We start from the raw sequence: 22,750 nt of genomic DNA, 5'->3' as shown, positions 1-22,750 counted from the left end.
ATAATGCCCTACAACGTAGCGGTGTCATATAATTGAGAAGTCTAAATTTAAGGATTAGCGTTCTCAATCATGCGACACTTTAATCGCTATCCCATATTTAATTAGGGAATGGGACTCTTCACCGAGGTTGTAAAATGAGACAAACGATTTTAGCTGTATTGTCTTTATCAACGCTTGCCGCACTTTTGACTGGGTGTGGTGGTGATATGGTACTTCTAAACTCTAAAGGTCCAGTTGGTCAAGGTCAAAGTGACCTTATGATGACTGCGATCTATTTAATGTTACTTGTGGTGATTCCTTCAATCATCATGGCATTATGGTTTGGTTGGAAATATCGCGCGTCAAATAAAGATGCAGACTATAAACCTACATGGGCACACTCAACTACAATTGAAGTTGTAGTATGGGGTATCCCTGTCATTATTATTGGTATTTTAGCTTGGTTAACTTGGTGGGGTTCCCACAAGTATGACCCATACCGTCCTTTAGAATCAGATAAAGCACCTTTAACTATTCAAGTTGTTGCTGAGCAGTTTAAGTGGATCTTTATTTATCCTGAACAAAACATTGCAACAGTTAACGAAGTACGTTTCCCTGAAAAAACTCCGTTAAGCTTTAAAATCACTTCTAACTTTACAATGAACTCATTCTTCATTCCACAGTTAGGCGGCCAGATTTATGCAATGGCAGGTATGCAAACTCATCTTCATTTGTTAGCAAATGAACCTGGCGTATATCGTGGTTTCTCTTCTAACTACTCAGGTTACGGTTTCTCTCAAATGCGTTTCAAGGCGCATAGTGTTACAGAGCAACAGTTCAACGAATGGGTAGCAGCTGTAAAAGCAGGTAATGGTTCTACTATTAATCCAGAAGCAGTTCAAAAAACTACGCTTGACCAAGCTGAATTAGCAACCTTACGTGATGGCGATCGTTCTAAGCACCAAATCGAGCATTTAGTAAATCGTGCTAAAGCTGCTGGTGACGAAGAAGCGCTTGCTAAAGCTGAAGCTATGAAACCGTTCCCGACTAAGCCACACCCTGTGACTTATTACTCTTCAGTTGAACCAAAATTGTTTGAAACAATTATCAACCATTATATGAGTAACTATCATGGTGTTGACCACTCTGCTGCGCATGCAACAGCTGAACACGCTGCTCAAGGGGAATAAGACATGGATATGATTTTTGGTAAACTGGGTTGGGACTCTATCCCGACAGAGCCAATCGTGCTTGTCACCATGGTCCTTATGGCACTTGGTGCAATTGTTGTGCTTGGCGGTATCACCTATTTCAAAAAATGGGGATATTTGTGGAATGAGTGGTTTATTACGGTAGACCATAAAAAAATTGGTATCATGTACATTCTTGTATCTGTGGTCATGCTTTTGCGTGGTTTCGCCGATGCAATTATGATGCGTCTACAACTTTTCCTCGCTAAAGGCGGCGGCGAAGGTTATCTACATCCAGACCATTACGACCAGATCTTCACCGCACACGGTGTAATCATGATCTTCTTCGTAGCAATGGGTCTCGTTGTTGGTATGATGAACATCTCTGTACCTTTACAGATTGGTGCTCGTGACGTTGCATTCCCATTATTAAACTCTTTAAGCTTCTGGTTATTCGCTGGTGCTGCTGGTTTGATGATGCTTTCACTTGTATTAGGCGAATTTGCTGCGACTGGCTGGATGGCTTACCCTCCTCTGTCTGGCATTCAATATTCTCCTGGTGTAGGTGTTGACTACTATATCTGGGCACTTCAGGTTTCTGGTCTAGGTACGCTTTTATCTGGTGTTAACTTCTTCGTTACCATCATCAAAATGCGTGCACCTGGCATGAAATTGATGGATATGCCTATTTTTACGTGGACTTCACTTTGTACGGCTGTATTAATCATTGCATCGTTCCCTGTATTAACAGGTACACTTGCAATGTTAACTCTAGACCGTTACTTCGGCTTCCATTTCTTCACAAATGAGCTTGGCGGTAGCCCAATGCTTTATGTGAACTTGATCTGGACATGGGGCCACCCTGAAGTATATATCTTAGTATTACCAGCATTTGGTCTATACTCAGAAATCGTTGCAACCTTCTCTCGTAAAGCGTTGTTCGGTTACAAGTCTATGGTGTATGCAACTATCGCGATTACTGTTCTTGCGTTCGTTGTATGGCTTCACCACTTCTTTACCATGGGTGCTGGTGCGAATGTTAACGCGTTCTTCGGTATCATGACCATGGTTATTGCGATTCCTACTGGTGTGAAAATCTTCTCTTGGTTATTCACCATGTATAAAGGTCGCATCACCTTTACTACTCCAATGTTGTGGACGCTTGGCTTCCTTATAACATTTGGTATCGGTGGTTTAACTGGTGTACTTATGGCTGTTCCACCTGCGGACTTCCTTGTACACAACTCATTATTCTTGATCGCTCACTTCCATAACGTAATTATCGGTGGTGTGGTGTTTGGTATGTTTGCCGGCATCATTTACTACTGGCCAAAAATGTTTGGTTGGAAGCTCAATGAAGCATGGGGTAAAGCTGCGTTCTGGTTCTGGTTCTTCGGTTTCTATTTTGCATTCATGCCACTTTATATCCTTGGTTTCATGGGTATGACTCGTCGTTTGAATACATATGACAACCCAGAATGGGATCCTTACCTTGCAATTGCATTATTTGGTGCTGTTCTCGTTGCGATTGGTATTGCATGTTTCTTAATGCAAATCATTGTTGGTTTCTTACAACGCAAAGACAACATGGACCTTACAGGCGATCCATGGGATGCACGTACGCTTGAATGGGCAACTGCTTCCCCTGCTCCGTTCTATAACTTTGCGCATGAACCAGATGCAAGCGGCATTGACCGTTTCTGGACTGACAAAGAAAATGGTGTAGCATACGCCCGTAACACTAAATATGAAGACATCCACATGCCGACTGATCGTGCTGCTGGTTTTGTCATTGCAATGTTCATTACGATCCTTGGCTTTGCACTCATCTGGCATATTTGGTGGCTCGTTGTTGTTTCATTCGTTTCAGCTGTTGTTAGCTTGATCGTAAGCTCATTCACTAAGAATGTTGATTACTACGTTCCAGCTGCTGAAGTTGAGCGTATTGAAAACGAACGCTATGCTTTACTTGAAAAACACTTGAAGAAGGACTAAGGAAATGGCTGAAGTACTTCATCACGACAACCACGGCCACGATGGTCATCATGAACATGATGATACCGATTTAACGGTCTTTGGTTTCTGGACATACTTGATGAGTGACTTGATTCTTTTCGGATCACTCTTCATTGCGTTCGCTGTATTAAGCAGTCATATTCCACCAGGAACTCCAAGTGCATATGACCTGTTCCATGACTCACTAGGCTACGTGTTAACTGAAACATTTGCCTTATTGATTTCATCGGTAACTTTCGGTTTTGCTGTACTTGCATCTTATAAAAAGAATGTAAATCAAGTAATCACTTGGTTATTTATTACATTCCTTTTTGGTGCAACGTTCATCGGAATGGAAATCTATGAGTTCCATCACCTTGTACATGAAGGTCATGGTCCAACTCACAGTGCATTCTTATCATCGTTCTTTACTTTGGTTGGTACACACGGTATCCACGTAACTTCTGGTTTAGTATGGATGTTAGTGCTGATGTATCAAATCAAAAAGAATGGTTTGACTTTACCGAATACACGTCGTCTTGCTTGCTTAAGCTTGTTCTGGCACTTCCTTGACATCGTTTGGATCTGTGTATTCAGCGTAGTTTACTTAATGGGAGTTCTCTAATGAGTAGTCATGATCATAATGCTGCAGGTGCGTCACACGGTAACTTTAAGCAATACACTGTTGGATTTATCCTTTCTGTTATCCTCACCATCATCCCATTCGGGATGGTGATGGCGGGTGGTTTCAGTCGTGGCATCTTAGTTACAGTAATTGCAATCACTGCTGTTGCTCAGGTTCTTGTACAGCTTGTGTACTTCCTACACATGAATACATCATCTGAACAACGTTGGAATATGATTGCATTTATCTACACAATCTTATGTATCGCGGTACTTTTAATCGGTTCTGTGTGGATTATGAATTACCTTCACTACAATATGATGATCTAAACTGATTGTCATGTTGAAAAAATATCTATTCCTGACTAAACCAGGAATTCTCTTCGGTAATTTCATTACCACCTTGGGCGGCTTTTTCTTAGCCGCCCAAGGCTCTATAGACATCTTATTATTACTACTCACCTTACTTGGAACAACTTTAGTTGTAGCTTCTGGTTGTGTTGTAAATAATGTTATAGACCAAGATATCGATATCAAAATGCAGCGCACGCAAAACCGTGCATTGGTCAAAAAAACCATCTCTCCTACTATTGCACTTATATATGCATTTGTTCTGGGATTTATCGGTTTTAGTATTTTGTGGTTCGGTGTAAATGCTTACGCTTTTTTGTTTGCAATAATTGGTTTTATTGTCTATGTCGGTTTTTATAGTTTGTGGACAAAACGTACCTCAATCCATCAAACCGTAATTGGTAGTATTTCCGGAGCGAGTCCTCCTGTTATTGGTTATACAGCAGTAACTCATCATTTTGATGTAGCCGCCTTACTTTTGTTTTTGGCTTATGCGCTATGGCAAATGCCACATTCATGGGCAATTGCTATTTATCGTTTTGACGATTACAAAAATGCGGGAATCCCCATTCTGCCAGTTGCACGTTCTATTTATCGCACGAAAGTAGAGTGTGTCATTTATATTCTGTTGTTTGCAGCCGTATTGAATGGTTTATATTGTTTTGGTTATACCAATATATTTTTTCTAATAACCTTTAATGCATTAACAGCATATTGGTTATATTTATCAATTATTGGATTTAAAGCTGAAAATGACCAACTTTGGGCTAAACGTTTTTTCCTTTACTCGGTCATATTAATTACCCTGTTAAGTTTGAGCTTTAGCTTTACCTATCAGTCCCCTGCTCCAAATCTTCCTCTCTTTTAAATAAGGGAGGATTTCCTCCTTATAGTAAAGAAGTTTTACTTTTCTCATCAAAAGATTTGTTTTTAGTCTAACTTTTACTTATAATTCAGCCTTCGCAAATTTTGCGACATAACTTATTAAGTTATGACTCCTTGCTTCTAATTTTTTATTTATTAGGGGCTGTTTAAACCGTAAGGAGCTGACAATGCGTCATTACGAAATCGTACTTTTAGTACACCCAGATCAAAGCGATCAAGTTGTAGGTATGGTTGAACGCTATATCTCTCAGATCAAAGAAGCTGAAGGTCAAATTCACCGTTTAGAAGATTGGGGCCGTCGTCAATTGGCTTACCCAATTAACAAAATTCACAAAGCACACTACATTCTTATGAATGTTGAATGTGGTCAAACTACGCTTGATGAGCTAGAAGAATTATTCCGTTATAACGACGCGATCATTCGTAACCTTATCATCCGTCGTGAACACGCAATCACTGAAGAGTCATTGCTTGCTAAAAGTGCTGAAGAAAAGCGTGCGCGTAAAGCTCAACGCGAAGAAGCACAGCAAGTTACTCACGAAGCTGAATAAGGAGAACATCAATGGTACGTTTTTACCGTCGTCGCAAGTTCTGCCGCTTTACAGCTGAGAATGTTGTGTACATCGACTACAAAGATATCGACACTTTAAAACAGTACATCACTGAAAACGGCAAGATTGTTCCTAGCCGTATCACTGGTACTAAAGCTCGTTATCAACGTCAATTAGCACTTGCTATCAAGCAAGCTCGCTACTTGTCTTTGATTGCGTACACTGACAACCATAAGTGAGGTGATCTGTGGACGTTATCTTATTACAACGCATTAAAAACCTTGGTAAATTAGGCGATAAAGTATCAGTTAAAGCTGGTTACGGCCGTAACTTCCTTATCCCTCAAGGTAAAGCAGTTGCAGCTACTGAAGCTAACACTGCTGCTTTCGAAGCTCGTCGCGCTGAACTTGAAAAGCAAGAAGCTGAAATTTTAGCTGCTGCTCAAGCACGTGCTGAACAATTGAATGAAGTTAACATCGTTATCACTGCTAAAGCTGGTGACGAAGGTAAACTCTTCGGTTCTATCGGTACTCGTGACATCGCTGACGCTTTAACGAATGCTGGTCTTACAGTTGACCGTGCAGAAGTTCGTTTACCGAATGGCGCGCTTCGTCACACTGGTGAATTCAACATCGCAATCCAATTGCATCATGATGTTGCTGCAGAAGTTCTCGTTACAATCGTATCTGAGTAATTTCTCATCAAAAAAAGAGCATGCTTTTGCATGCTCTTTTTTTATGTGCCCTATTTTTAAAATAAGATATATTAATTCCTGATCAATTCTTTAGTTTAATTGGTTTTTTAATTAGGTAGTTTATTTAATTTTGTTTTAAGATAGTTCTCGGCCTTACAGGCTATTTGCGTACACCTTTCTTTATCATCAGGTCTAATTATGTCTCAGGCGAATGCCAGTTCTTTAACCCGTTCATCTCCAACAGAAAATAAGACGAGTGAATCCGGCCAACTTAAAGAGTTTCGCACTCCCCCACACAATTTAGCCATTGAGCAAGCTGTACTTGCTGCACTAATGACAGTTGCCGAATCTTTCGAGCAAGTTAGTGATATGTTAAAAGAAAATGATTTCTATGCGACTCGCCATAAATATATTTACCGTGCAATCGAAAAACTCGCACAAGAAAATTCACCTTATGATGCGGTCTTAGTTAACGATTGGCTTTTAAAACAAAATTTACTTGATGCTATTGGTGGCGAAGAATATTTAATGCAGCTTATGGCTGATTCACCATCAAGTTTCTACAACTTGGAAACTTATGCCACCAAAATTAAAGAATTCTCTACGCTTCGTAGTATGATTAAAGTCAGTACTGAAATTTTACAGAATGCTTATGACACAAAAGGTCGAGGTGTTAGTGAAATTCTAGATCTAGCAGAAACTAGTATTTTCTCTCTAGCAGAACAACACAATAACAATAAAAAAGATGCAGGCCCTAAATCTATTAGCTCTGTCACCGCCGATGTAATTAGTAAACTTGATGAACTCTCAAAACTAGATGGCAATATTACTGGTTTAACCACAGGTTTCTTAGAACTTGATAATAAAACATCTGGTATGCAAGCTGGTGACTTAATTATTGTTGCTGCGCGTCCATCTATGGGTAAAACCACTTTCGCCATGAATTTGGTTGAAAGCGTTCTACAATATAACAAGTTACCCGCTCTGGTATTCTCAATGGAGATGCCAGCAGACTCAATTGCAATGCGTCTTATTTCTGCAATGGGTAAAGTTCACCAAGGACATTTACGTTCGGGGAACTTAGATGCTGATGAATGGACCAAAGTTACTGGCACAATTTTGCAGCTTCAACAAATGCATTTGTATATTGATGACTCATCCGCCCTACCTCCAACGGAACTTCGTGCCCGTGCTCGCCGCATTGCCAAAATGCATGATGGTAAAATCGGCTGTATCATGGTCGATTATTTACAGCTCATGAAAGTTCCTGGCATGGGTGATAACCGCGTGGGTGAGATTTCAGAAATTTCACGTAGCTTGAAAGCCTTAGCAAAAGAAATGCACTGCCCCGTTATCGCACTTTCCCAGCTCAACCGAAGTCTGGAAAACCGACCAAATAAGCGCCCAGTAATGTCAGATTTACGTGAATCTGGTGCGATCGAGCAGGATGCCGACTTGATTATGTTTATTTACCGTGATGAGGTTTATAACAAAGAGTCGAAAGAAGCGGGTACCGCAGAAATTATTATTGGCAAACAGCGTAACGGTCCAATTGGTTCAGTTCGCCTTGCCTTTGAAGGTCAATATACCCGATTTAGTAATCTCTCTCCTGAGTATTACAGCCAATATGATGATGAAGAATAAACTCTATCTCTAGCCCAAAGGAGTAATGAGGGTGCGCCAAGCAACAGTTTATATTGATCGCCATGCGCTTCAATATAATTTAAACCGTGTCAAACAACTCGCAGCAAATTCAAAAATTGTAAGTATGGTGAAAGCTAATGCTTACGGACATGGAATCAAAGACTGTTTAGCAGCCTTAAATGCCTCAGATGCCTTTGGTGTCGCCTGCCTACAAGAAGGTTTAGAAATTCGCGAACTTGGATTTCAACAACCTGTTACTTTAATTGAAGGGGCATTTTCTGAAGATGAAATGCCTATTGCAATTAAGCAAAAATTTGAATGTGTGATTCACCATCAACAGCAGTTTGAGTGGTTAATTAAACATAAGCAAGAATACATCGCTCAAGGCCTAAAAGTCTGGATTAAGCTCAATAGCGGCATGAACCGTTTAGGATTTAAAGTTCCTGAAATTATTGAGGTCATTAAAACTTTAAAATCTGAAGGATTTACCTGTGTACTGGCAATGCATTTCGCAAATGCAGATGTGGACCATCCACTCAACGAGCAACAAAAACAACAATTTTTACAGGTTAAACAAGCTTGTGATCCTGTTTTAGCATCTTGCTGTAATTCTGCTGCTATTTATAAATGGCCAGAATTACATTTTGACTATGTACGCCCGGGTATTATGCTTTACGGCGCTTCGCCTTTTGCAGATAAAACAGTACATGATCTTGACCTAAAACCAGTCATGTCCTTTACAGCAGAAGTGATTGCATTGAATCATATTCAAGCTGGAGAACATGTAGGTTATGGTTCAACCTTCTGTGCGCAACAAAAAATGGATATTGCAATAGTTTCTATTGGCTATGGTGACGGATACCCTAGAGCTTATATTAAACAAAATTATGTGGCGATTGACGGGCAATTATGTCCTTTAGTCGGCAGAGTCAGCATGGATATGCTTGCAATTGACATTACAGCTATTCAAGTTAAATTAGGTTCTCAAGTCGAACTTTGGGGAACACACCGCTTAGTTGATGATGTCGCCGATGCAAACGGAACAATAGGATATGAATTACTCTGTCGCTTAAGTAATCGCCCTATTCGTAAAAGCAGTTAAATAATAAAATATAAAAAAATCCAAGCATGCTTGGATTTTTTTATCAGCTTTTAAAAATTTTATCGCCAGTAATCATCAGTCGGTTTTGGTAATTCTTGCAGACCACGGCGTAAAGTATCGGACCATTGTTTACTAATCTGTGAAAAATACGGATCATCTTCGGTAATTCGTTTCCCCATCGGAATAACAAAACTATCTTTGTTATAAACCAATGCATCAAGCGGCAAGCCAACAGAAACATTTGAACGCAAGGTTGAATCAAAAGAAATCAAACTACAACGTAATGCATCATCTAGCGGCATCGCATAATATAGAGCACGATCCAAAATAGGTTTTCCGTATTTGCTTTCTCCTATTTGAAAATAGGGTGTATCCGTAGTTGCACAAATAAAATTACCTTGCGGATAGATATTATAAAGCTGCATTTCACCGCCTTTAATTTGCCCACCTATTAAAATACTACACGCATAATTCATTTGTTCTTGAGTGTCTGAACTAATATCCTCTAAAACACTTTTTAAGGTTTTACCAATCAGTTCAGCAGCCTCAAACATCGTATTGACACTATATAAGTTAGGTTCTTGCTGCAAAGTGAGAGCATTTTGTAAATGACCTATAACAGCTTGTGTCGTCGCCAAATTACCTGCTGTTTGTAAGGCCATGAAACGCTCTCCGGTAATGCCGAAAGTATGCAATTTTCGGAACACAGAAATATGATCAACTCCTGCATTAGTTCTCGTGTCACTAATAAACACTAAACCTTGTTCCAATCTAAGCGCACAACAATAGGTCATTTCATTCTCTTTACATTCAACATGCCAACACCTGAACCACAGACATCATGTTTTCCACCCCACCTTGCTCTCTTACACCACGAATTGGTGCCACATCAAGATAGTCACGGCCTACTGCAAGGTAGATATGATGTTTGGGTGTAAACAACTGATTGCTTACATCAAAACAATACCACTGATTTTCTAAAAATACTTCCGCCCAAGCGTGACTGGCAAGGTGCGGATAGTTTTGATCAAATAGATAACCAGAAACATAACGTGCTGGTAATTGTAGCGCACGACACATCGCAATTAAAACATGAGCATGATCTTGGCATACACCCTGTCCAGCGTGAAATGCTTCAGTTGCAGTTGTCTGAACCGAAGTACTTTCAGGCTGATAGAGTATTTTCTGCAAAATATGTTCACTTAATAATGCAATATGCTGTCGGTCTTTGACCCCCACAATATTTTTGGCAAAGTCCAACATTGCCAAATCACATCGGGTTGCACTTGTCATCTGCAAAAACAAATTTGTAGGTGTAGATAGATTTACACAACCTAGCTCTACATTTTGAAGTTCAATGATTCCTTGAGCCATAAATGTAAGATGTTGGTATTGATAACGCTGACTAGCCGTCATCCATACATTGTTAAATATGTCCCTTTTTATCGTTTTGTCACCCGGCACGCTAATTGCCCAATTCATAACATGTTGATGCGGTGATGTTTGAGGCATCATTTTAATATACTGAATACTGTTTTGAGCAGTTTCAGTATAGCTATAATGCGTTTGATGATTCACCATCAATTTCATAATCAGACCTCAAACATATTTTCCAGCTGCTGTGTAAAAGTATAATAAGCGTCCCACGTTAGCTGATGCTTTAGTACTTGCCAATTTTGATCTATATTCTCCCAACCTAAGCTAACAAGCCGTTGCACCACAACATCTAGCTCTGACACGAGGCCTGATAAATCTTGCCCAAAACGTAGTTCTATATCAAATTGCTCTATTTTTTGACCTAAATGCAGAAATAAACAAACATCTTCATTCTCCGCTTCTAGTATATGAGTACATTGCTCAACAGCATTTCTCAAAGCCTCTGGTTGGGCTTGAAGCGTGTTAATAACATGATTTAATTCTGCATAAGCATTTGATGACAATATACCTCTTAGTGCCTGAATATTATCTTTAGCAATAACGAGCTGGTTCAGTAATGAAAATGTTTGCTTCTTGTCTAACATATAGTGATTTAGTAATTCAGCATTTTCTATTACCAAACCAAATGCTGCTGCAAATTGTGTAGCTTTCTCATCTTCTGTAAAAGGTAAATAATAGACCGCAAATTTAACTCGCATTAAATAACGGCCTAACCAATATATTTGATGCGCACTCGAATTGAGTAAAACCATAAAGTTCCTCTTTAACCCACAATTAGGAATGTAACGTTTCAACCACCCATGTATCTTTTATGCCACCGCCTTGTGAAGAATTTACAACTAAGGATCCGGCCTGCATAGCTACACGTGTTAAGCCCCCTGGCACTATCTCTGTACGATAAGGTGAACTTAATACAAATGGACGTAAATCGATATGTCGTTCAGCCACCCCGCCAGTTGTTAGCGTAGGAGCAACGGATAAAGCCAATGTAGGCTGCGCAATATACATGTGGGGTGTAGCAATCAATTTTTTTCTAAAGTCATCAATCTCACACGAGCTTGCCTTAGGGCCAATTAACATGCCATAGCCCCCTGAACCCTGTGCTTCTTTAACCACCAATTGCTCAAGATTAGAAAGAACATAATCTAAATGTTCTTCTTTACGGCATTGGTAAGTAGGTACATTTTTTAGAATTGGCGTTTCACCCAAATAATATTGAATCATTTGATCAACATAAGGATAAATAGATTTATCATCAGCCACCCCTGTCCCAGGTGCATTCGCAATTACAACATTTTTTTGCAAATAGGCAGACATCAGACCTGCTACTCCAAGAGCACTATCTGGTCGAAATGCCAAAGGATCTAGAAAATCATCATCTAGACGGCGATAAATTACATCTACTTTTTGACGTCCACGAATGGTTTTAACAAAAACTTGGTCACTTTCTACAAATAAATCCCGATTTGTAACCAGTGGTACATCCATTTCACGTGCTAAAAAAGCATGCTCATAGTAAGCACTGTTAAAACGCCCTGGGGTTAGCACCACAATAAAAGGTCTGTCCGCAGGTGAATTTTCCTGCAATATTTCTTTTAAAAGTTTTGGATAATGCTCAATTCCCTGTAAATTATTGGTTGCACATAGCTCCGGCATCAATTCTTGGCTAATTTTTCGGCTTTCGATCATATAAGATACGCCAGAAGGTGTTCTTAAATTATCCTCCAATACAAAAAATTCTCCTTCACCATCACGGATAATATCAATCCCGCTAATTTGAGAATAAATTTTACCCTTTAAAGAGTGTTTAAGCATGTGCGGCTGAAAAGCCTCATTACCCATAATTTGCTCTTCGGGAACGAGCTGTTCTTTTAAAATATGTTGTCCATGATAAATATCATCTAAAAAGTAATTTAAAGCTTTAACACGCTGTGCGCAGCCCGAAGCTATTTTCTCCCACTGTTTTTTTTCAATCACCCTTGGAATTAAATCAAAAGGAATTGTTCGCTCTGCACCTTCTTTATCACCATATACGTTAAAAGTAATCCCATGATAAAGAAAATGTTGTTTCGCTTGAGCATTCAATTCTTTTAATTCATCTAAAGTACGGATACTCAACCATTGCTCAATTTTTTTAGAAGCCGCACCATTGGATGTTACATCATCAAGCATCTCATTAAAAAACTGTGATTTTAGCTGCTCAAATAGGTTGGTTTGTACGGAAATATGTTCTAAAAAAGAGGTTGGGTTAATGTGTGCCGTAGTCGTCTGCTCTTGTATAAAAAAATCATTATCTATATGTAATTCATGCTCTTGTTCTGACATAACCACCTCGTCTTATCATTTATCTATATTTCATTTTTAAATAAGCAATTTCAGTGCCATTTATATATCTTTAATATTTTTACGGTGCTTTGTTATAACTTTCTTCTTCTAAATCTTAACATTGATTGTAAAAGGACCTATAAACCGAATCTGACAAACTTGCTAAATGTGTAAAGATTTTTTATTGTGTTGACACCAAAGCAGTTGGATATAGATGTATTACGCTTATGTCTGTAATAGAAAAAGAAACTTCAAATAGTTTATATCGCCAATGGCAGATTTTATCTCGCCTCCCTACCGGTAAATGGATCGGGACTCGAGAATTACAAGAAATGCTTGAACGTGAAGGTATTGATATCAGTTTAAGGACTATTCAGCGTGATTTAAACCAAATTGCTCAGCGCTTTCCAATAGAAAGTAATAAGGCTGTACCTCAAGGCTGGCGGTGGCAATCCGATGCGCCTATTCAGAGTTTACCTCACATGACTAGCTCTCAGGCAGTAACATTTATGATGGTTGAGGAACATCTTAAACACTTACTTCCACCAAGTCTGCTTGATGAGATGGGGCCTTGGTTTGATTTGGCTAAACGCAGTCTCTCTACACAAAATAATGTTAGGCAATGGATTAACCGAGTACGCATCGTACCTGCCAGCCAACCTCTTATCCCACCTGTAGTCGATCGAAATGCTCAACAAGCAATTTATGAAGGTCTACTCCAAGACAAACAAATAGAATGTATTTATCGGGCACGAGTAAATCAGGGCGAGGATAAAACTTATATTTTAAATCCTTTGGCTTTGGTACAAAAAGGTGCGGTAATTTATTTAATTTGCACACGACATGATAAAACTGAAGTTCAAACGTTTGCCTTGCACCGTTTTAAATCAGCAAAAGTCTTAGATAGTCGAGCACTGCATCCTGTCAATTTTGATATTGATCATTATATCGATTCAGGCGCTTTAGGCTTTAGAGTGGACTACAAGCAGCCAACTGAGTCAATTCAACTCACATTAACCATGACAGAGCAAACTGCTAGAACTTTCTATGAAAGTCAGTTAAGTAAGGACCAAACTATAATTCCACTTGAAGAAAATATCGTAGAAGTTACAGCGACCGTACCTTTTACATCTCAACTGGTGTGGTGGTTGCGTAGTTTTGGCAAGAAGTTACTGCATATCGAGCCTATACAAGTACACAATGCTGTACGAGAAATTGAATCTGAGAATAAATAGATATAAAAAAGAGAACCATAAGGTTCTCTTTAGATTTTGAATTATAATTTTCTTAATTTTATATTGGCTCTTATATTTATACTTGTTTTCAGATCAATGTGTTCTCCCCCTACAAAACTGACCTGCTTTTTCTTTTGCGCTATTTTGAACATAAGCATTGGCATGCCATTTCATCTCTATTGTAGCGAATTGATTTCATTGTCATGGTTAAAGCCCTCTTGTTTGAACGTGAATTTAATATAACTGGCTGCTTGAAATATGTGAAATAAGAAAAAAAGGAAGCGAAATCTATTTTCTTCCTTAGGAAGTTTTCATATATTTTTGAGCAGAAAATAAAAAAGCCCAGTCTTAACTGGGCTTTTTCACATTTAAAAGATTAAGCTGTTTTCTTAATCATATTATTTTTACGAATTGTGATCATTACAAGTTGAACAGCTGCTGGTGTAACACCAGGAATACGGCTCGCTTGAGCTAATGTTTCCGGAAGAACCGTTTTTAATTTCTGGGTAATTTCACGAGATAAACCAGACACAATATCATAATTAAAATCGGTAGGAATTTTGGTCTCTTCAAGACGCTTTAACTGAGCCACATCTTCATGCTGACGGTTAATATAACCTTCATATTTCACAGCAATCTCGATTTGCTCACCCACGTGCTCTGAAACTTCAGAACCCGTAAGTTCGGCAATTTGACCAAAGTTAATATTAGGGCGTTTAAGCAAATCAATCGCACTACATTCTTTACTTAAGTCAGCGCCAGTCATCTCAACGAATTTTTTACCCATAGGGTTATTTGGTGCTGCCCACAAATGTTGTAAACGAGAAGTTTCACGCTCAACCGCTTCCATTTTTTCACAATAAGCAGCCCAACGCACATCATCAACTAAACCAAGTTCACGACCAACAGTCGTTAAACGTTGATCCGCATTGTCTTCACGTAACATTAAACGGTATTCAGCACGTGAGGTAAACATACGGTATGGTTCTTTAGTACCTAAAGTGATGAGGTCGTCAACCAATACACCCATGTAAGCCTGATCACGTTTAGGCGTCCACTCTTCTTGCTCCCACGCACGGCGTGCAGCATTTAAACCAGCAAGTAAACCTTGAGCACCTGCTTCTTCGTAACCTGTTGTACCGTTAATTTGGCCAGCAAAATACAACCCGTTAATAGCTTTAGTTTCGAGGGTGAATTTCAAAGCTTGTGGATTGAAATAATCGTATTCAATAGCATAGCCTGGACGCAAAATATGGGCATTTTCCATACCACGAATAGAACGAACCAGCTCGAACTGAACATCAAATGGAAGCGAAGTCGAAATACCATTTGGATAAAGCTCGTGTGTATCTAAACCTTCTGGTTCCAAAAATACTTGATGCGAGTCTTTATCTGCGAAACGGTGAATTTTATCTTCGATTGATGGGCAGTAACGTGGTCCTACACCTTCAATAACACCGGTATACATTGGTGAACGATCTAAACCACCACGAATAATGTCATGGGTTTTTTCATTGGTATGCGTGATATAACAATTTACTTGTTCAGGATGCATAGAAGCATCACCCATGAACGACATAACCGGCGATGGGAAGTCACCCGGCTGCGGAATCATGACTGAAAAATCAACCGAACGCGCATCAATACGTGGAGGTGTACCCGTTTTTAAACGACCCACAGGTAAATTTAATTCACGTAAACGCTGAGCAAGTGCAATTGAAGGAGGATCACCCGCACGACCACCACTTGATTTTTGTAAACCAACGTGGATTACCCCACCCAAGAATGTACCAGTAGTCAACACAACAGTTTTAGCGTCAAAGCGAATACCCATTTGGGTAACAACGCCTTTAACGGTATCGCCTTCAACAATCAGGTCATCAGCCGCTTGCTGGAAAATATCAAGATTTGCTTGATTTTCCAAAGTATCGCGGATGGCAGCTTTATAGCGAACGCGGTCAGCCTGAGCACGTGTTGCACGTACTGCCGCACCTTTACGTGAATTTAAAATACGGAACTGAATACCACCTTTATCGGCAGCTAAAGCCATTGCTCCGCCAAGCGCATCAATTTCGCGTACTAAATGTGACTTGCCAATACCACCGATTGCTGGGTTACAACTCATTTGACCCAAAGTCTCAATGTTATGGGTCAAAAGCAAAGTCTGTCGTCCCATACGCGCAGCAGCAAGGGCCGCTTCCGTACCTGCGTGACCGCCACCGATAACGATAACATCATAAACTTTAGGGTAGTGCATGAGTACAAAACACCAGAAAAAAAAAGACGGAACATTATATCAAAATTATCTGCCTATTGATGTACATAATTACAAAATCGTCTTCACATAATTTACGGTACGCCACATGATTTGACATTTTGTTTCATGAACTCAATACAAAGTGAATGTTATTAAAACAAATTCATCTTAGAATAAAAAATGTACAGCACTTCTATGACTTTAAAATTAACGCGACAAGAAGGAATACAAAATGAAAACGACTATGTTAAAAATCTTAACTGCATCTCTAATTTGTTTTTCAGGCGTAACTTTTACACATGCTGCTGATATGAGCAAAGCCGAAATGCAAAAACAAATTCGAGTCTGTGTAAAAAAACAGCAAGGTGAATGGGTAGCTTACAACCATAACGGCGTAATCTTTAATGGTACTTGCCAACCAAATGAAAATGGTAAGTTACAATTTAAAGCCCCTGCTCCTTAATCTATTTCGACATGAGGCATAGAAGAAGCAATTTATTTGCCGCTAGCCTCCTCAGTATTTTTAAAGTCGGTCCATTAAAGATGGGCCGCTTTCTTTTTTAAAACTGTCTAGTCAGCTACAATATGCCTTTAAATAAAATTTTTAGGTCCTTTTCGTGAAGTGGTTACAAATACACATTACCGTTGATCAAGCACAAGTTGAGTTCACAGAAACACTTTTAATGTCTCTAGGTGCGGTAAGCGTAACTCTGGATGATGCTGAAGATCAGGCTTTACTTGAACCATTACCAGGTGAAACACCTTTATGGAATAAAGTGATTGTGACAGGCATTTATCAACAAGACGAACAAGACCCTATTGATGTCGATACTTTAGAAGCTTTTTTAAAAGCTCAACTTCCAGACGCCCCTATCCGTCATGAAGAACTTGAAGATCAAGTGTGGGAACGCGCTTGGATGGACTATTATGAGCCAATTCAAATTGGGGAAAAGTTCTGGATCGTACCTGAATGGCTAGAGCCACCAGAAGCTGATGCAACCAACATTAAATTAGACCCAGGTCTTGCGTTTGGTACAGGTAACCACGCAAGCACATTCTTATGCTTACAATGGCTAGGTAAAACTGACGTTAAAGATAAGATCGTCATTGACTATGGCTGCGGTTCAGGCATTTTAGGCGTAGCAGCTTTATTACTAGGCGCTAAAAAAGTATATGCCACTGATATTGACCCTCAGGCTGTTTTAGCAACAAAACAAAATGCTGAACTGAATGGCGTATTAGATCGACTATATGTAGGTCTTCCTGAAGAATTTGATCAAGAGTTTAAACCTCAACAGGCAGATGTTTTAGTTGCAAATATTTTAGCGGGTCCATTAATGGCACTTGCGCCTGAGTTTGCAAATTTACTTAAATCTGACGGCGAGTTCGCACTTGCAGGTGTAATTGAAGAGCAAGTTGCTGATGTTTCACGTGTTTATTCTGAATTTTTTGATATATTAGATGTCGAAAAACGCGAAGAAAATTGGTGTCGCATTTCAGGAAAACGTAAAACAATAAATTGAGATTTTTTAACTCATGAATGAAAAACAAACCCGCTGCCCTAAATGCTTAACAGTCTATAAAGTGTCTCTTACTCAATTGACGGTTGCTCAGGGTATGGTTTGTTGCCCTAAATGTGATTCGAGCTTTAATGCACTCACCCATCTGATTAATATTGAACAGCCTGTTACGATTAACTCATCTACATTAGTCAACGGTTCAATGCAAAATAGATATATGACACATTCTCACGTGTTAGATATCTTTGATCAAAAAGTTGAGAATTCGAATATTGATCTTTTAACCTATCTCAACAACTTAAATTATTTTCACAACGAACCTATTAACGCTCTACCAAATCTTAATTTAGCTGAACAAACATCTTCACAAGAACAAGATAATAATAAAAAGCATAGTTGGCTGTACTACACGCTATGGAGCTCTGCCAACCTTATTTTAATTTTAGTCTTCACTTTTCAAATTCTTTGGTTTAATCCTAAGCTCATGCATGCAAGCCCAACCGTCAGCCATGCATTTAACTATGTATGTGAAATACTGCACTGCAATAAGTCAGCTGAACAATATCAACTTATTTATATAGAAAAGTTAAAACTTCGCAAAGTTGACACAAGTCATACGCAATTTTCAGGCATATTGCTTAATCAGAATGATAAAAGTATTGAACTTCCTAACTTAAAGTTGAGTTTCGCAACAGAGTCAAACAAAACAGAAGAAATTATATTGACTCCTCAACAGTATCTTGTTGAAAACTTACGAGGTATCCAGCGCATTCCCTCAAATACCCCTTTCCGATTCCAATTTGAGCTAAACAGAAGCAAAAAAAGCCTACTAAATTATCGATTAGAAATTGTCCACCCCTAAAATGTAAAAAAAGTGAAAAAAAAATAAAAAAAAATGCAGTTAATTTGCTCACTTTTTCCTAGACAATGGTATGATACGCGCCACGAAAGCTTTGACTCGTATACTCCTCGCTCTCAATCCAAAAAAAATACTGTTAAGCATGTGTGCTTTTCTACATTAAGCACATAGCCTAACTTTTTTTGTTTTTGAGGGAGCTGTAACAAATATTTAACTATTGTTACGCTTATTTTTTATTCAATACGAAGAAATATGGCAAGCTAATTGTTCTTATGTTTTAGAGTCACTGTTTTAGGATCTAAAACAGGACTCCGTATTTTTAGACCACATTTATATACTACTTTATCCAAGCTAGTATTTGATTTTCGGATTAACTCGCATGAATAGCAAATCTCCTATTTTTACTGCACAATCTGATGTTGCTCTTCGCATCCACGTGGATCGCGCAGTTCGTCATTATTTTGCACAATTGCAAGGTGAGCAGCCATCTCAGGTATATGACATGGTGCTAGCAGAAATGGAGAAACCTCTTTTATCTGTAGTTCTTGAATATACACGTGGTAATCAGACCCGTGCTGCAGAGATTCTTGGACTCAACCGTGGCACTTTACGCAAAAAGTTAAAAGCTCACGGTTTGATGAGTGAATAAATGATAAAATGCTCACGACGTCGTGGGCATTTTTTTATGCTTATTGGTTTTAATCCGTAGACTTGAAATTGTTGAATTAAACATCATGACTATTAAACGTGCTTTGATTTCTGTATCTGACAAGACAGGAATTGTCGAATTTGCTCAAAACCTTGCAGCTTTAGGGGTAGAACTATTATCTACAGGCGGCACATACAAGTTGCTTAAAGATAATAATATCGCTGTGGTTGAAGTATCTGAACATACTGGCTTCCCTGAAATGATGGATGGTCGTGTTAAGACATTACATCCAAAAATTCATGGCGGTATTCTCGCTCGTCGCGGTTTAGACGAAGCAGTAATGGAAGAACACAACATTGATCCGATTGATCTTGTTGTCGTGAACCTTTATCCATTCGCTGCAACAGTTGCAAAACCTAACTGTTCACTTGCTGATGCTATCGAAAATATCGACATCGGCGGTCCAACAATGGTTCGTGCTGCTGCTAAAAACCACGCTTCTGTCGGTATTGTTGTAAATGCTTCAGATTACGATACAGTTATTGCTGAATTAAAAGCTGCTGGTTCACTTTCTTATGAAACACGCTTCGATTTAGCTGTTAAAGCATTTGAACATACAGCTCAATATGACGGCATGATCGCTTCTTACCTAGGCGCTCGCGTTGGCAAGACCGAAGGCGAAGCTGATTTATTCCCTCGTACGTTCAATACTCAATTGAACAAAGCACAAGATTTACGTTACGGTGAAAACCCACATCAATCTGCTGCATTTTACGTTGAAGAAAATGCAAAAGAAGCGTCAGTTTCTACGGCAAAACAGTTACAAGGCAAAGAATTGTCTTATAACAACATTGCTGATACAGATGCTGCACTTGAATGTGTGAAATCATTTGCAAAACCTGCTTGTGTGATTGTAAAACACGCCAATCCTTGTGGTGTTGCTGTTTCTTTAGACGGCATTAAAGCTGCTTATGATTTAGCTTATGCGACTGACCCAGAATCTGCTTTCGGCGGTATTATTGCATTTAACCGTGAGTTAGATGTTGCAACTGCTCAAGCAATTGTAGAACGTCAATTCGTTGAAGTAATTATTGCTCCAAGTATTGCTGATGGCGTGCTTGAAGTTACTGGCGCTAAGAAAAACGTACGTGTTTTAGTATGCGGCGAATTACCTGCGATTGACGCGCGTGCACCACAACTTGACTACAAACGTGTTAATGGCGGTTTATTAGTTCAAGATCAAGACTTAGGTATGATTACTAAAGATGATCTTAAAGTAGTAACAAAATGCGCACCAACTGAACAAGAAATTGATGACCTCATCTTTGCTTGGAAAGTTGCGAAATATGTAAAATCAAATGCAATTGTTTATGCGAAAAACCGCCAAACTATTGGTGTAGGTGCTGGTCAAATGAGCCGTGTTAACTCAGCTCGTATTGCTGCCATTAAAGCTGAACATGCTGGTTTGGTTGTTGAAGGCGCTGTAATGGCATCTGATGCATTCTTCCCGTTCCGTGACGGTATTGATAATGCGGCTAAAGCTGGCATTAAATGCATTATTCAACCAGGTGGCTCTATGCGTGATGAGGAAGTTATTGCGGCAGCTGATGAAGCTGGTATTGCAATGGTCTTCACTGGTATGCGCCACTTCCGCCACTAATTTAAATTTAGTCCTCCCTAACCCTCCTTTCATTCAGGAGGGTTTTCCACAATAATGGAGCTAACTCTCCACCTTGAGGGATAGAGGGGGATGAAAAAGGATTAAAGTTAAGGAACAAATTAAAAATGAATATTTTAGTTTTAGGTAGTGGTGGTCGTGAACATGCTTTAGCATGGAAAATTGCGCAAGATACCAATGTTACTCAAGTTTTTGTTGCACCAGGTAATGCTGGAACTGCAACAGAAGACAAATGTCTTAATGTTCAGCTTGATATTTTAGACAATCCAGCAATTATTGCTTTTGCTAAAGAAAATAATGTTGATCTTATTATTGTTGGTCCAGAAGCACCATTAGTTAATGGTGTGGTAGATGCTGCACGTGAAGCAGGTTTAAAAATTTGGGGACCTACTCAATATGCAGCACAGCTTGAAGGCTCAAAAGCATTTGCCAAACACTTTTTAAAGCGTCACAACATTCCGACTGCTTTCTATGACGTTTTCACTGAAGTAGATGCAGCTAAAGCTTATGTTGAGAAAAATGGTGCACCAATTGTAATTAAAGCTGATGGTCTTGCTGCTGGTAAAGGCGTAATCGTTGCAATGACCAATGAAGAAGCTTTTGCAGCAATTGATGACATGCTTGCAGGCAACAAATTTGGTGATGCTGGTTCACGCGTTGTGATTGAACAGTTCCTTGCAGGTGAAGAAGCTTCTTTCATTTGTATGATTGATGGTAAAAATATTTTACCAATGGCAACTTCACAAGATCACAAGCGTATTTTTGAAGGCGATCAAGGTCCTAACACAGGTGGTATGGGTGCCTACTCTCCTGCTCCGGTTGTAACTTCTGACATTTTCGAACGTGTTATGTCTGAAATCATGCACCCAACCGTAGAAGGTATGGCTGCTGACGGACATGTTTACACTGGTTTCTTATATGCTGGTCTAATGATTGATGAGCAAGGTCAACCACGTGTGATCGAATTTAACTGTCGTTTTGGTGACCCTGAAACTCAACCGATCATGATGCGTTTAAAATCATCTCTTGTTGAATTGGTAGAAGCCGGTATTGCTGGCAACTTACCAAAAGAAGCTGAATGGGATGAACGCAAGTCAATCGGTATTGTACTCGCAGCAGAAGGCTATCCTGATAGTGTACGCAAAGGCGATGTAATTTCAGGTATCGGACAATCACCTGAAGATACTAAAATTTTCCATGCAGGCACTGCAACTCGTGAAGATGGTCACATCGTGACTTCTGGTGGCCGAGTTCTTTGTGTAACAGCATTAGGCGACAGCGTTCTGGAAGCACAAATTAACGCGCTAGAAGTATGCGGACAAGTTAACTTTACGGGTATGCAATATCGTAGCGACATTGGCTACCGCGCAATCGCACGTGAAAAAGCTTAAAAACTTCACAAGTTTAAAACTTTAATGAAAAGCCTCTATATAGAGGCTTTTCTATCATGTGCCACAATATAAGCAAATCGTATAAATCTTTATTATATTTCTAAAGATATCAACAAATAGAAAAGAAGCCCCCTATATCAAGCACACTTTTATTGATATGATTAGCATAACGTTGGAACTGTCAATAAACACTGCTGTTTTAATAATTTTCATAGCGACTTGCTCTACACATTATGACTGTAGAGAGTTTTTAATGTTCTAAGTTTATGAACACTCGTTTGGCTAATGTTTGGGGATTAACTGTTTGGGGAAACAGTTTTTGTTTATAAAACAATTACCCTCTCTTACCGCCAAAATATGCAAGCAAATTATGAAACCCCACCA

General features: G+C 39.2%; 22 protein-coding genes. 17 read left to right on the top strand and 5 right to left on the bottom strand.

Features of this window, described 5'->3' with window-relative positions; all coding sequences use genetic code 11:
* Window positions 1–134 precede the first annotated feature (134 nt).
* The 10 genes from cyoA (at window position 135) to alr (ending at window position 9,015) form a co-directional block, all read left to right on the top strand.
* Window positions 135–1,169: a ubiquinol oxidase subunit II gene (gene cyoA / locus F936_RS07455; RefSeq protein ID WP_003652473.1), complete on the top strand. Its 1,035-nt coding sequence runs from the start codon at window positions 135–137 to the stop codon at window positions 1,167–1,169.
* Between the two features lie 3 nt (window positions 1,170–1,172).
* The gene (gene cyoB, locus F936_RS07450) at window positions 1,173–3,164 is read left to right on the top strand and encodes a cytochrome o ubiquinol oxidase subunit I (protein ID WP_005046308.1); all 1,992 of its coding nucleotides are present in this window, start codon (window positions 1,173–1,175) and stop codon (window positions 3,162–3,164) included.
* A gap of 4 nt (window positions 3,165–3,168) precedes the next feature.
* Window positions 3,169–3,789, top strand: coding sequence for a cytochrome o ubiquinol oxidase subunit III (cyoC, locus tag F936_RS07445; RefSeq protein WP_005046306.1), 621 nt, complete (start codon window positions 3,169–3,171; stop codon window positions 3,787–3,789).
* A complete protein-coding gene (locus tag F936_RS07440) occupies window positions 3,789–4,118 on the top strand; it encodes a cytochrome o ubiquinol oxidase subunit IV (RefSeq protein WP_005039594.1) in 330 nt (109 codons plus the stop codon). Before cyoC ends, F936_RS07440 begins: the two co-directional genes overlap by 1 nt.
* Window positions 4,119–4,128: 10 nt before the next feature.
* Window positions 4,129–5,007 carry a heme o synthase gene (gene cyoE, locus F936_RS07435; RefSeq protein WP_005046303.1) on the top strand — a complete coding sequence of 293 codons (879 nt, stop codon included), beginning with the start codon at window positions 4,129–4,131 and terminating at the stop codon, window positions 5,005–5,007.
* A gap of 184 nt (window positions 5,008–5,191) precedes the next feature.
* The gene (gene rpsF / locus F936_RS07430; protein ID WP_003652481.1) at window positions 5,192–5,575 is read left to right on the top strand and encodes a 30S ribosomal protein S6; all 384 of its coding nucleotides are present in this window, start codon (window positions 5,192–5,194) and stop codon (window positions 5,573–5,575) included.
* Between the two features lie 11 nt (window positions 5,576–5,586).
* On the top strand, window positions 5,587–5,814 hold the full coding sequence (gene rpsR / locus F936_RS07425) for a 30S ribosomal protein S18 (RefSeq protein ID WP_005046300.1): 228 nt from the start codon (window positions 5,587–5,589) through the stop codon (window positions 5,812–5,814).
* Window positions 5,815–5,822: 8 nt separating this feature from the next.
* Window positions 5,823–6,269, top strand: coding sequence for a 50S ribosomal protein L9 (rplI, locus tag F936_RS07420; RefSeq protein WP_003652485.1), 447 nt, complete (start codon window positions 5,823–5,825; stop codon window positions 6,267–6,269).
* A 198-nt stretch (window positions 6,270–6,467) separates the two neighbouring features.
* Window positions 6,468–7,913: a replicative DNA helicase gene (gene dnaB, locus F936_RS07415; protein ID WP_003652486.1), complete on the top strand. Its 1,446-nt coding sequence runs from the start codon at window positions 6,468–6,470 to the stop codon at window positions 7,911–7,913.
* A 31-nt stretch (window positions 7,914–7,944) separates the two neighbouring features.
* Complete coding sequence (gene alr, locus F936_RS07410; RefSeq protein WP_005046298.1) at window positions 7,945–9,015, top strand: alanine racemase; 1,071 nt, start codon at window positions 7,945–7,947, stop codon at window positions 9,013–9,015.
* A gap of 59 nt (window positions 9,016–9,074) precedes the next feature.
* Here the strand turns inward: alr and F936_RS07405 are convergent, their stop codons facing one another.
* The 4 genes from F936_RS07405 to F936_RS07390 are packed head-to-tail and all read right to left on the bottom strand — an operon-like array spanning window position 9,075 to window position 12,777.
* On the bottom strand, window positions 9,075–9,809 hold the full coding sequence (locus F936_RS07405) for a proteasome-type protease (protein WP_003652490.1): 735 nt from the start codon (window positions 9,807–9,809) through the stop codon (window positions 9,075–9,077).
* A 16-nt stretch (window positions 9,810–9,825) separates the two neighbouring features.
* Entirely contained in the window at window positions 9,826–10,605 is a 780-nt protein-coding gene (locus tag F936_RS07400; RefSeq protein WP_005046296.1) for a transglutaminase family protein, read from the bottom strand.
* A 2-nt stretch (window positions 10,606–10,607) separates the two neighbouring features.
* Window positions 10,608–11,204 (bottom strand): alpha-E domain-containing protein, encoded by a 597-nt coding sequence (locus F936_RS07395; protein WP_005046294.1) that lies wholly within the window; start codon window positions 11,202–11,204, stop codon window positions 10,608–10,610.
* Window positions 11,205–11,226: 22 nt separating this feature from the next.
* The gene (locus tag F936_RS07390; protein ID WP_005046291.1) at window positions 11,227–12,777 is read right to left on the bottom strand and encodes a circularly permuted type 2 ATP-grasp protein; all 1,551 of its coding nucleotides are present in this window, start codon (window positions 12,775–12,777) and stop codon (window positions 11,227–11,229) included.
* Window positions 12,778–13,004: 227 nt separating this feature from the next.
* Between F936_RS07390 and F936_RS19440 the strand changes: the two genes are divergently transcribed.
* Window positions 13,005–14,012, top strand: a complete 1,008-nt coding sequence (locus tag F936_RS19440; protein WP_003652496.1) for a helix-turn-helix transcriptional regulator — start codon at window positions 13,005–13,007, stop codon at window positions 14,010–14,012.
* A gap of 376 nt (window positions 14,013–14,388) precedes the next feature.
* Here the strand turns inward: F936_RS19440 and mnmG are convergent, their stop codons facing one another.
* Complete coding sequence (gene mnmG, locus F936_RS07380) at window positions 14,389–16,269, bottom strand: tRNA uridine-5-carboxymethylaminomethyl(34) synthesis enzyme MnmG (RefSeq protein WP_005046288.1); 1,881 nt, start codon at window positions 16,267–16,269, stop codon at window positions 14,389–14,391.
* A gap of 232 nt (window positions 16,270–16,501) precedes the next feature.
* On the opposite strand from mnmG, the gene F936_RS07375 reads away from it, so the two are divergent.
* The 6 genes from F936_RS07375 to purD all read left to right on the top strand — a co-directional run bounded on the left by F936_RS07375 (window position 16,502) and on the right by purD (window position 22,366).
* Entirely contained in the window at window positions 16,502–16,732 is a 231-nt protein-coding gene (locus F936_RS07375) for a hypothetical protein (RefSeq protein ID WP_003652499.1), read from the top strand.
* 154 nt (window positions 16,733–16,886) lie between these two features.
* Complete coding sequence (gene prmA / locus F936_RS07370) at window positions 16,887–17,792, top strand: 50S ribosomal protein L11 methyltransferase (protein WP_005039579.1); 906 nt, start codon at window positions 16,887–16,889, stop codon at window positions 17,790–17,792.
* A 13-nt stretch (window positions 17,793–17,805) separates the two neighbouring features.
* A complete protein-coding gene (locus F936_RS07365; protein ID WP_005039578.1) occupies window positions 17,806–18,651 on the top strand; it encodes a zinc-ribbon and DUF3426 domain-containing protein in 846 nt (281 codons plus the stop codon).
* Between the two features lie 376 nt (window positions 18,652–19,027).
* A complete protein-coding gene (gene fis / locus F936_RS07360; RefSeq protein ID WP_001086304.1) occupies window positions 19,028–19,297 on the top strand; it encodes a DNA-binding transcriptional regulator Fis in 270 nt (89 codons plus the stop codon).
* A gap of 85 nt (window positions 19,298–19,382) precedes the next feature.
* Window positions 19,383–20,957 carry a bifunctional phosphoribosylaminoimidazolecarboxamide formyltransferase/IMP cyclohydrolase gene (gene purH / locus F936_RS07355; protein ID WP_026055600.1) on the top strand — a complete coding sequence of 525 codons (1,575 nt, stop codon included), beginning with the start codon at window positions 19,383–19,385 and terminating at the stop codon, window positions 20,955–20,957.
* Window positions 20,958–21,082: 125 nt separating this feature from the next.
* Window positions 21,083–22,366 (top strand): phosphoribosylamine--glycine ligase, encoded by a 1,284-nt coding sequence (gene purD / locus F936_RS07350; RefSeq protein WP_003652511.1) that lies wholly within the window; start codon window positions 21,083–21,085, stop codon window positions 22,364–22,366.
* The last annotated feature ends 384 nt before the right edge of the window (window positions 22,367–22,750 follow it).

It is taken from the genome of Acinetobacter calcoaceticus DSM 30006 = CIP 81.8 (assembly GCF_000368965.1).
Classification (GTDB): Bacteria; Pseudomonadota; Gammaproteobacteria; order Pseudomonadales; family Moraxellaceae; genus Acinetobacter; species Acinetobacter calcoaceticus.
The sequence above is the reverse complement of the archived record's forward strand: the minus strand, read 5'-3'. Positions and strand labels throughout refer to the sequence as shown.

What these genes read in the sequence shown, in the direction of transcription:
- cyoA (WP_003652473.1), top strand. Translation starts at nt 135, where the DNA reads ATGAGACAAACGATTTTAGCTGTATTGTCTTTATCAACGCTTGCCGCA.
- cyoB (WP_005046308.1), top strand. Translation starts at nt 1,173, where the DNA reads ATGGATATGATTTTTGGTAAACTGGGTTGGGACTCTATCCCGACAGAG.
- cyoC (WP_005046306.1), top strand. Translation starts at nt 3,169, where the DNA reads ATGGCTGAAGTACTTCATCACGACAACCACGGCCACGATGGTCATCAT.
- F936_RS07440 (WP_005039594.1), top strand. Translation starts at nt 3,789, where the DNA reads ATGAGTAGTCATGATCATAATGCTGCAGGTGCGTCACACGGTAACTTT.
- cyoE (WP_005046303.1), top strand. Translation starts at nt 4,129, where the DNA reads ATGTTGAAAAAATATCTATTCCTGACTAAACCAGGAATTCTCTTCGGT.
- rpsF (WP_003652481.1), top strand. Translation starts at nt 5,192, where the DNA reads ATGCGTCATTACGAAATCGTACTTTTAGTACACCCAGATCAAAGCGAT.
- rpsR (WP_005046300.1), top strand. Translation starts at nt 5,587, where the DNA reads ATGGTACGTTTTTACCGTCGTCGCAAGTTCTGCCGCTTTACAGCTGAG.
- dnaB (WP_003652486.1), top strand. Translation starts at nt 6,468, where the DNA reads ATGTCTCAGGCGAATGCCAGTTCTTTAACCCGTTCATCTCCAACAGAA.
- F936_RS07405 (WP_003652490.1), bottom strand. Translation starts at nt 9,809, where the DNA reads ATGACCTATTGTTGTGCGCTTAGATTGGAACAAGGTTTAGTGTTTATT.
- F936_RS07400 (WP_005046296.1), bottom strand. Translation starts at nt 10,605, where the DNA reads ATGAAATTGATGGTGAATCATCAAACGCATTATAGCTATACTGAAACT.
- F936_RS07395 (WP_005046294.1), bottom strand. Translation starts at nt 11,204, where the DNA reads ATGGTTTTACTCAATTCGAGTGCGCATCAAATATATTGGTTAGGCCGT.
- F936_RS07390 (WP_005046291.1), bottom strand. Translation starts at nt 12,777, where the DNA reads ATGTCAGAACAAGAGCATGAATTACATATAGATAATGATTTTTTTATA.
- F936_RS19440 (WP_003652496.1), top strand. Translation starts at nt 13,005, where the DNA reads ATGTCTGTAATAGAAAAAGAAACTTCAAATAGTTTATATCGCCAATGG.
- mnmG (WP_005046288.1), bottom strand. Translation starts at nt 16,269, where the DNA reads ATGCACTACCCTAAAGTTTATGATGTTATCGTTATCGGTGGCGGTCAC.
- F936_RS07375 (WP_003652499.1), top strand. Translation starts at nt 16,502, where the DNA reads ATGAAAACGACTATGTTAAAAATCTTAACTGCATCTCTAATTTGTTTT.
- F936_RS07365 (WP_005039578.1), top strand. Translation starts at nt 17,806, where the DNA reads ATGAATGAAAAACAAACCCGCTGCCCTAAATGCTTAACAGTCTATAAA.
- fis (WP_001086304.1), top strand. Translation starts at nt 19,028, where the DNA reads ATGAATAGCAAATCTCCTATTTTTACTGCACAATCTGATGTTGCTCTT.
- purH (WP_026055600.1), top strand. Translation starts at nt 19,383, where the DNA reads ATGACTATTAAACGTGCTTTGATTTCTGTATCTGACAAGACAGGAATT.
- purD (WP_003652511.1), top strand. Translation starts at nt 21,083, where the DNA reads ATGAATATTTTAGTTTTAGGTAGTGGTGGTCGTGAACATGCTTTAGCA.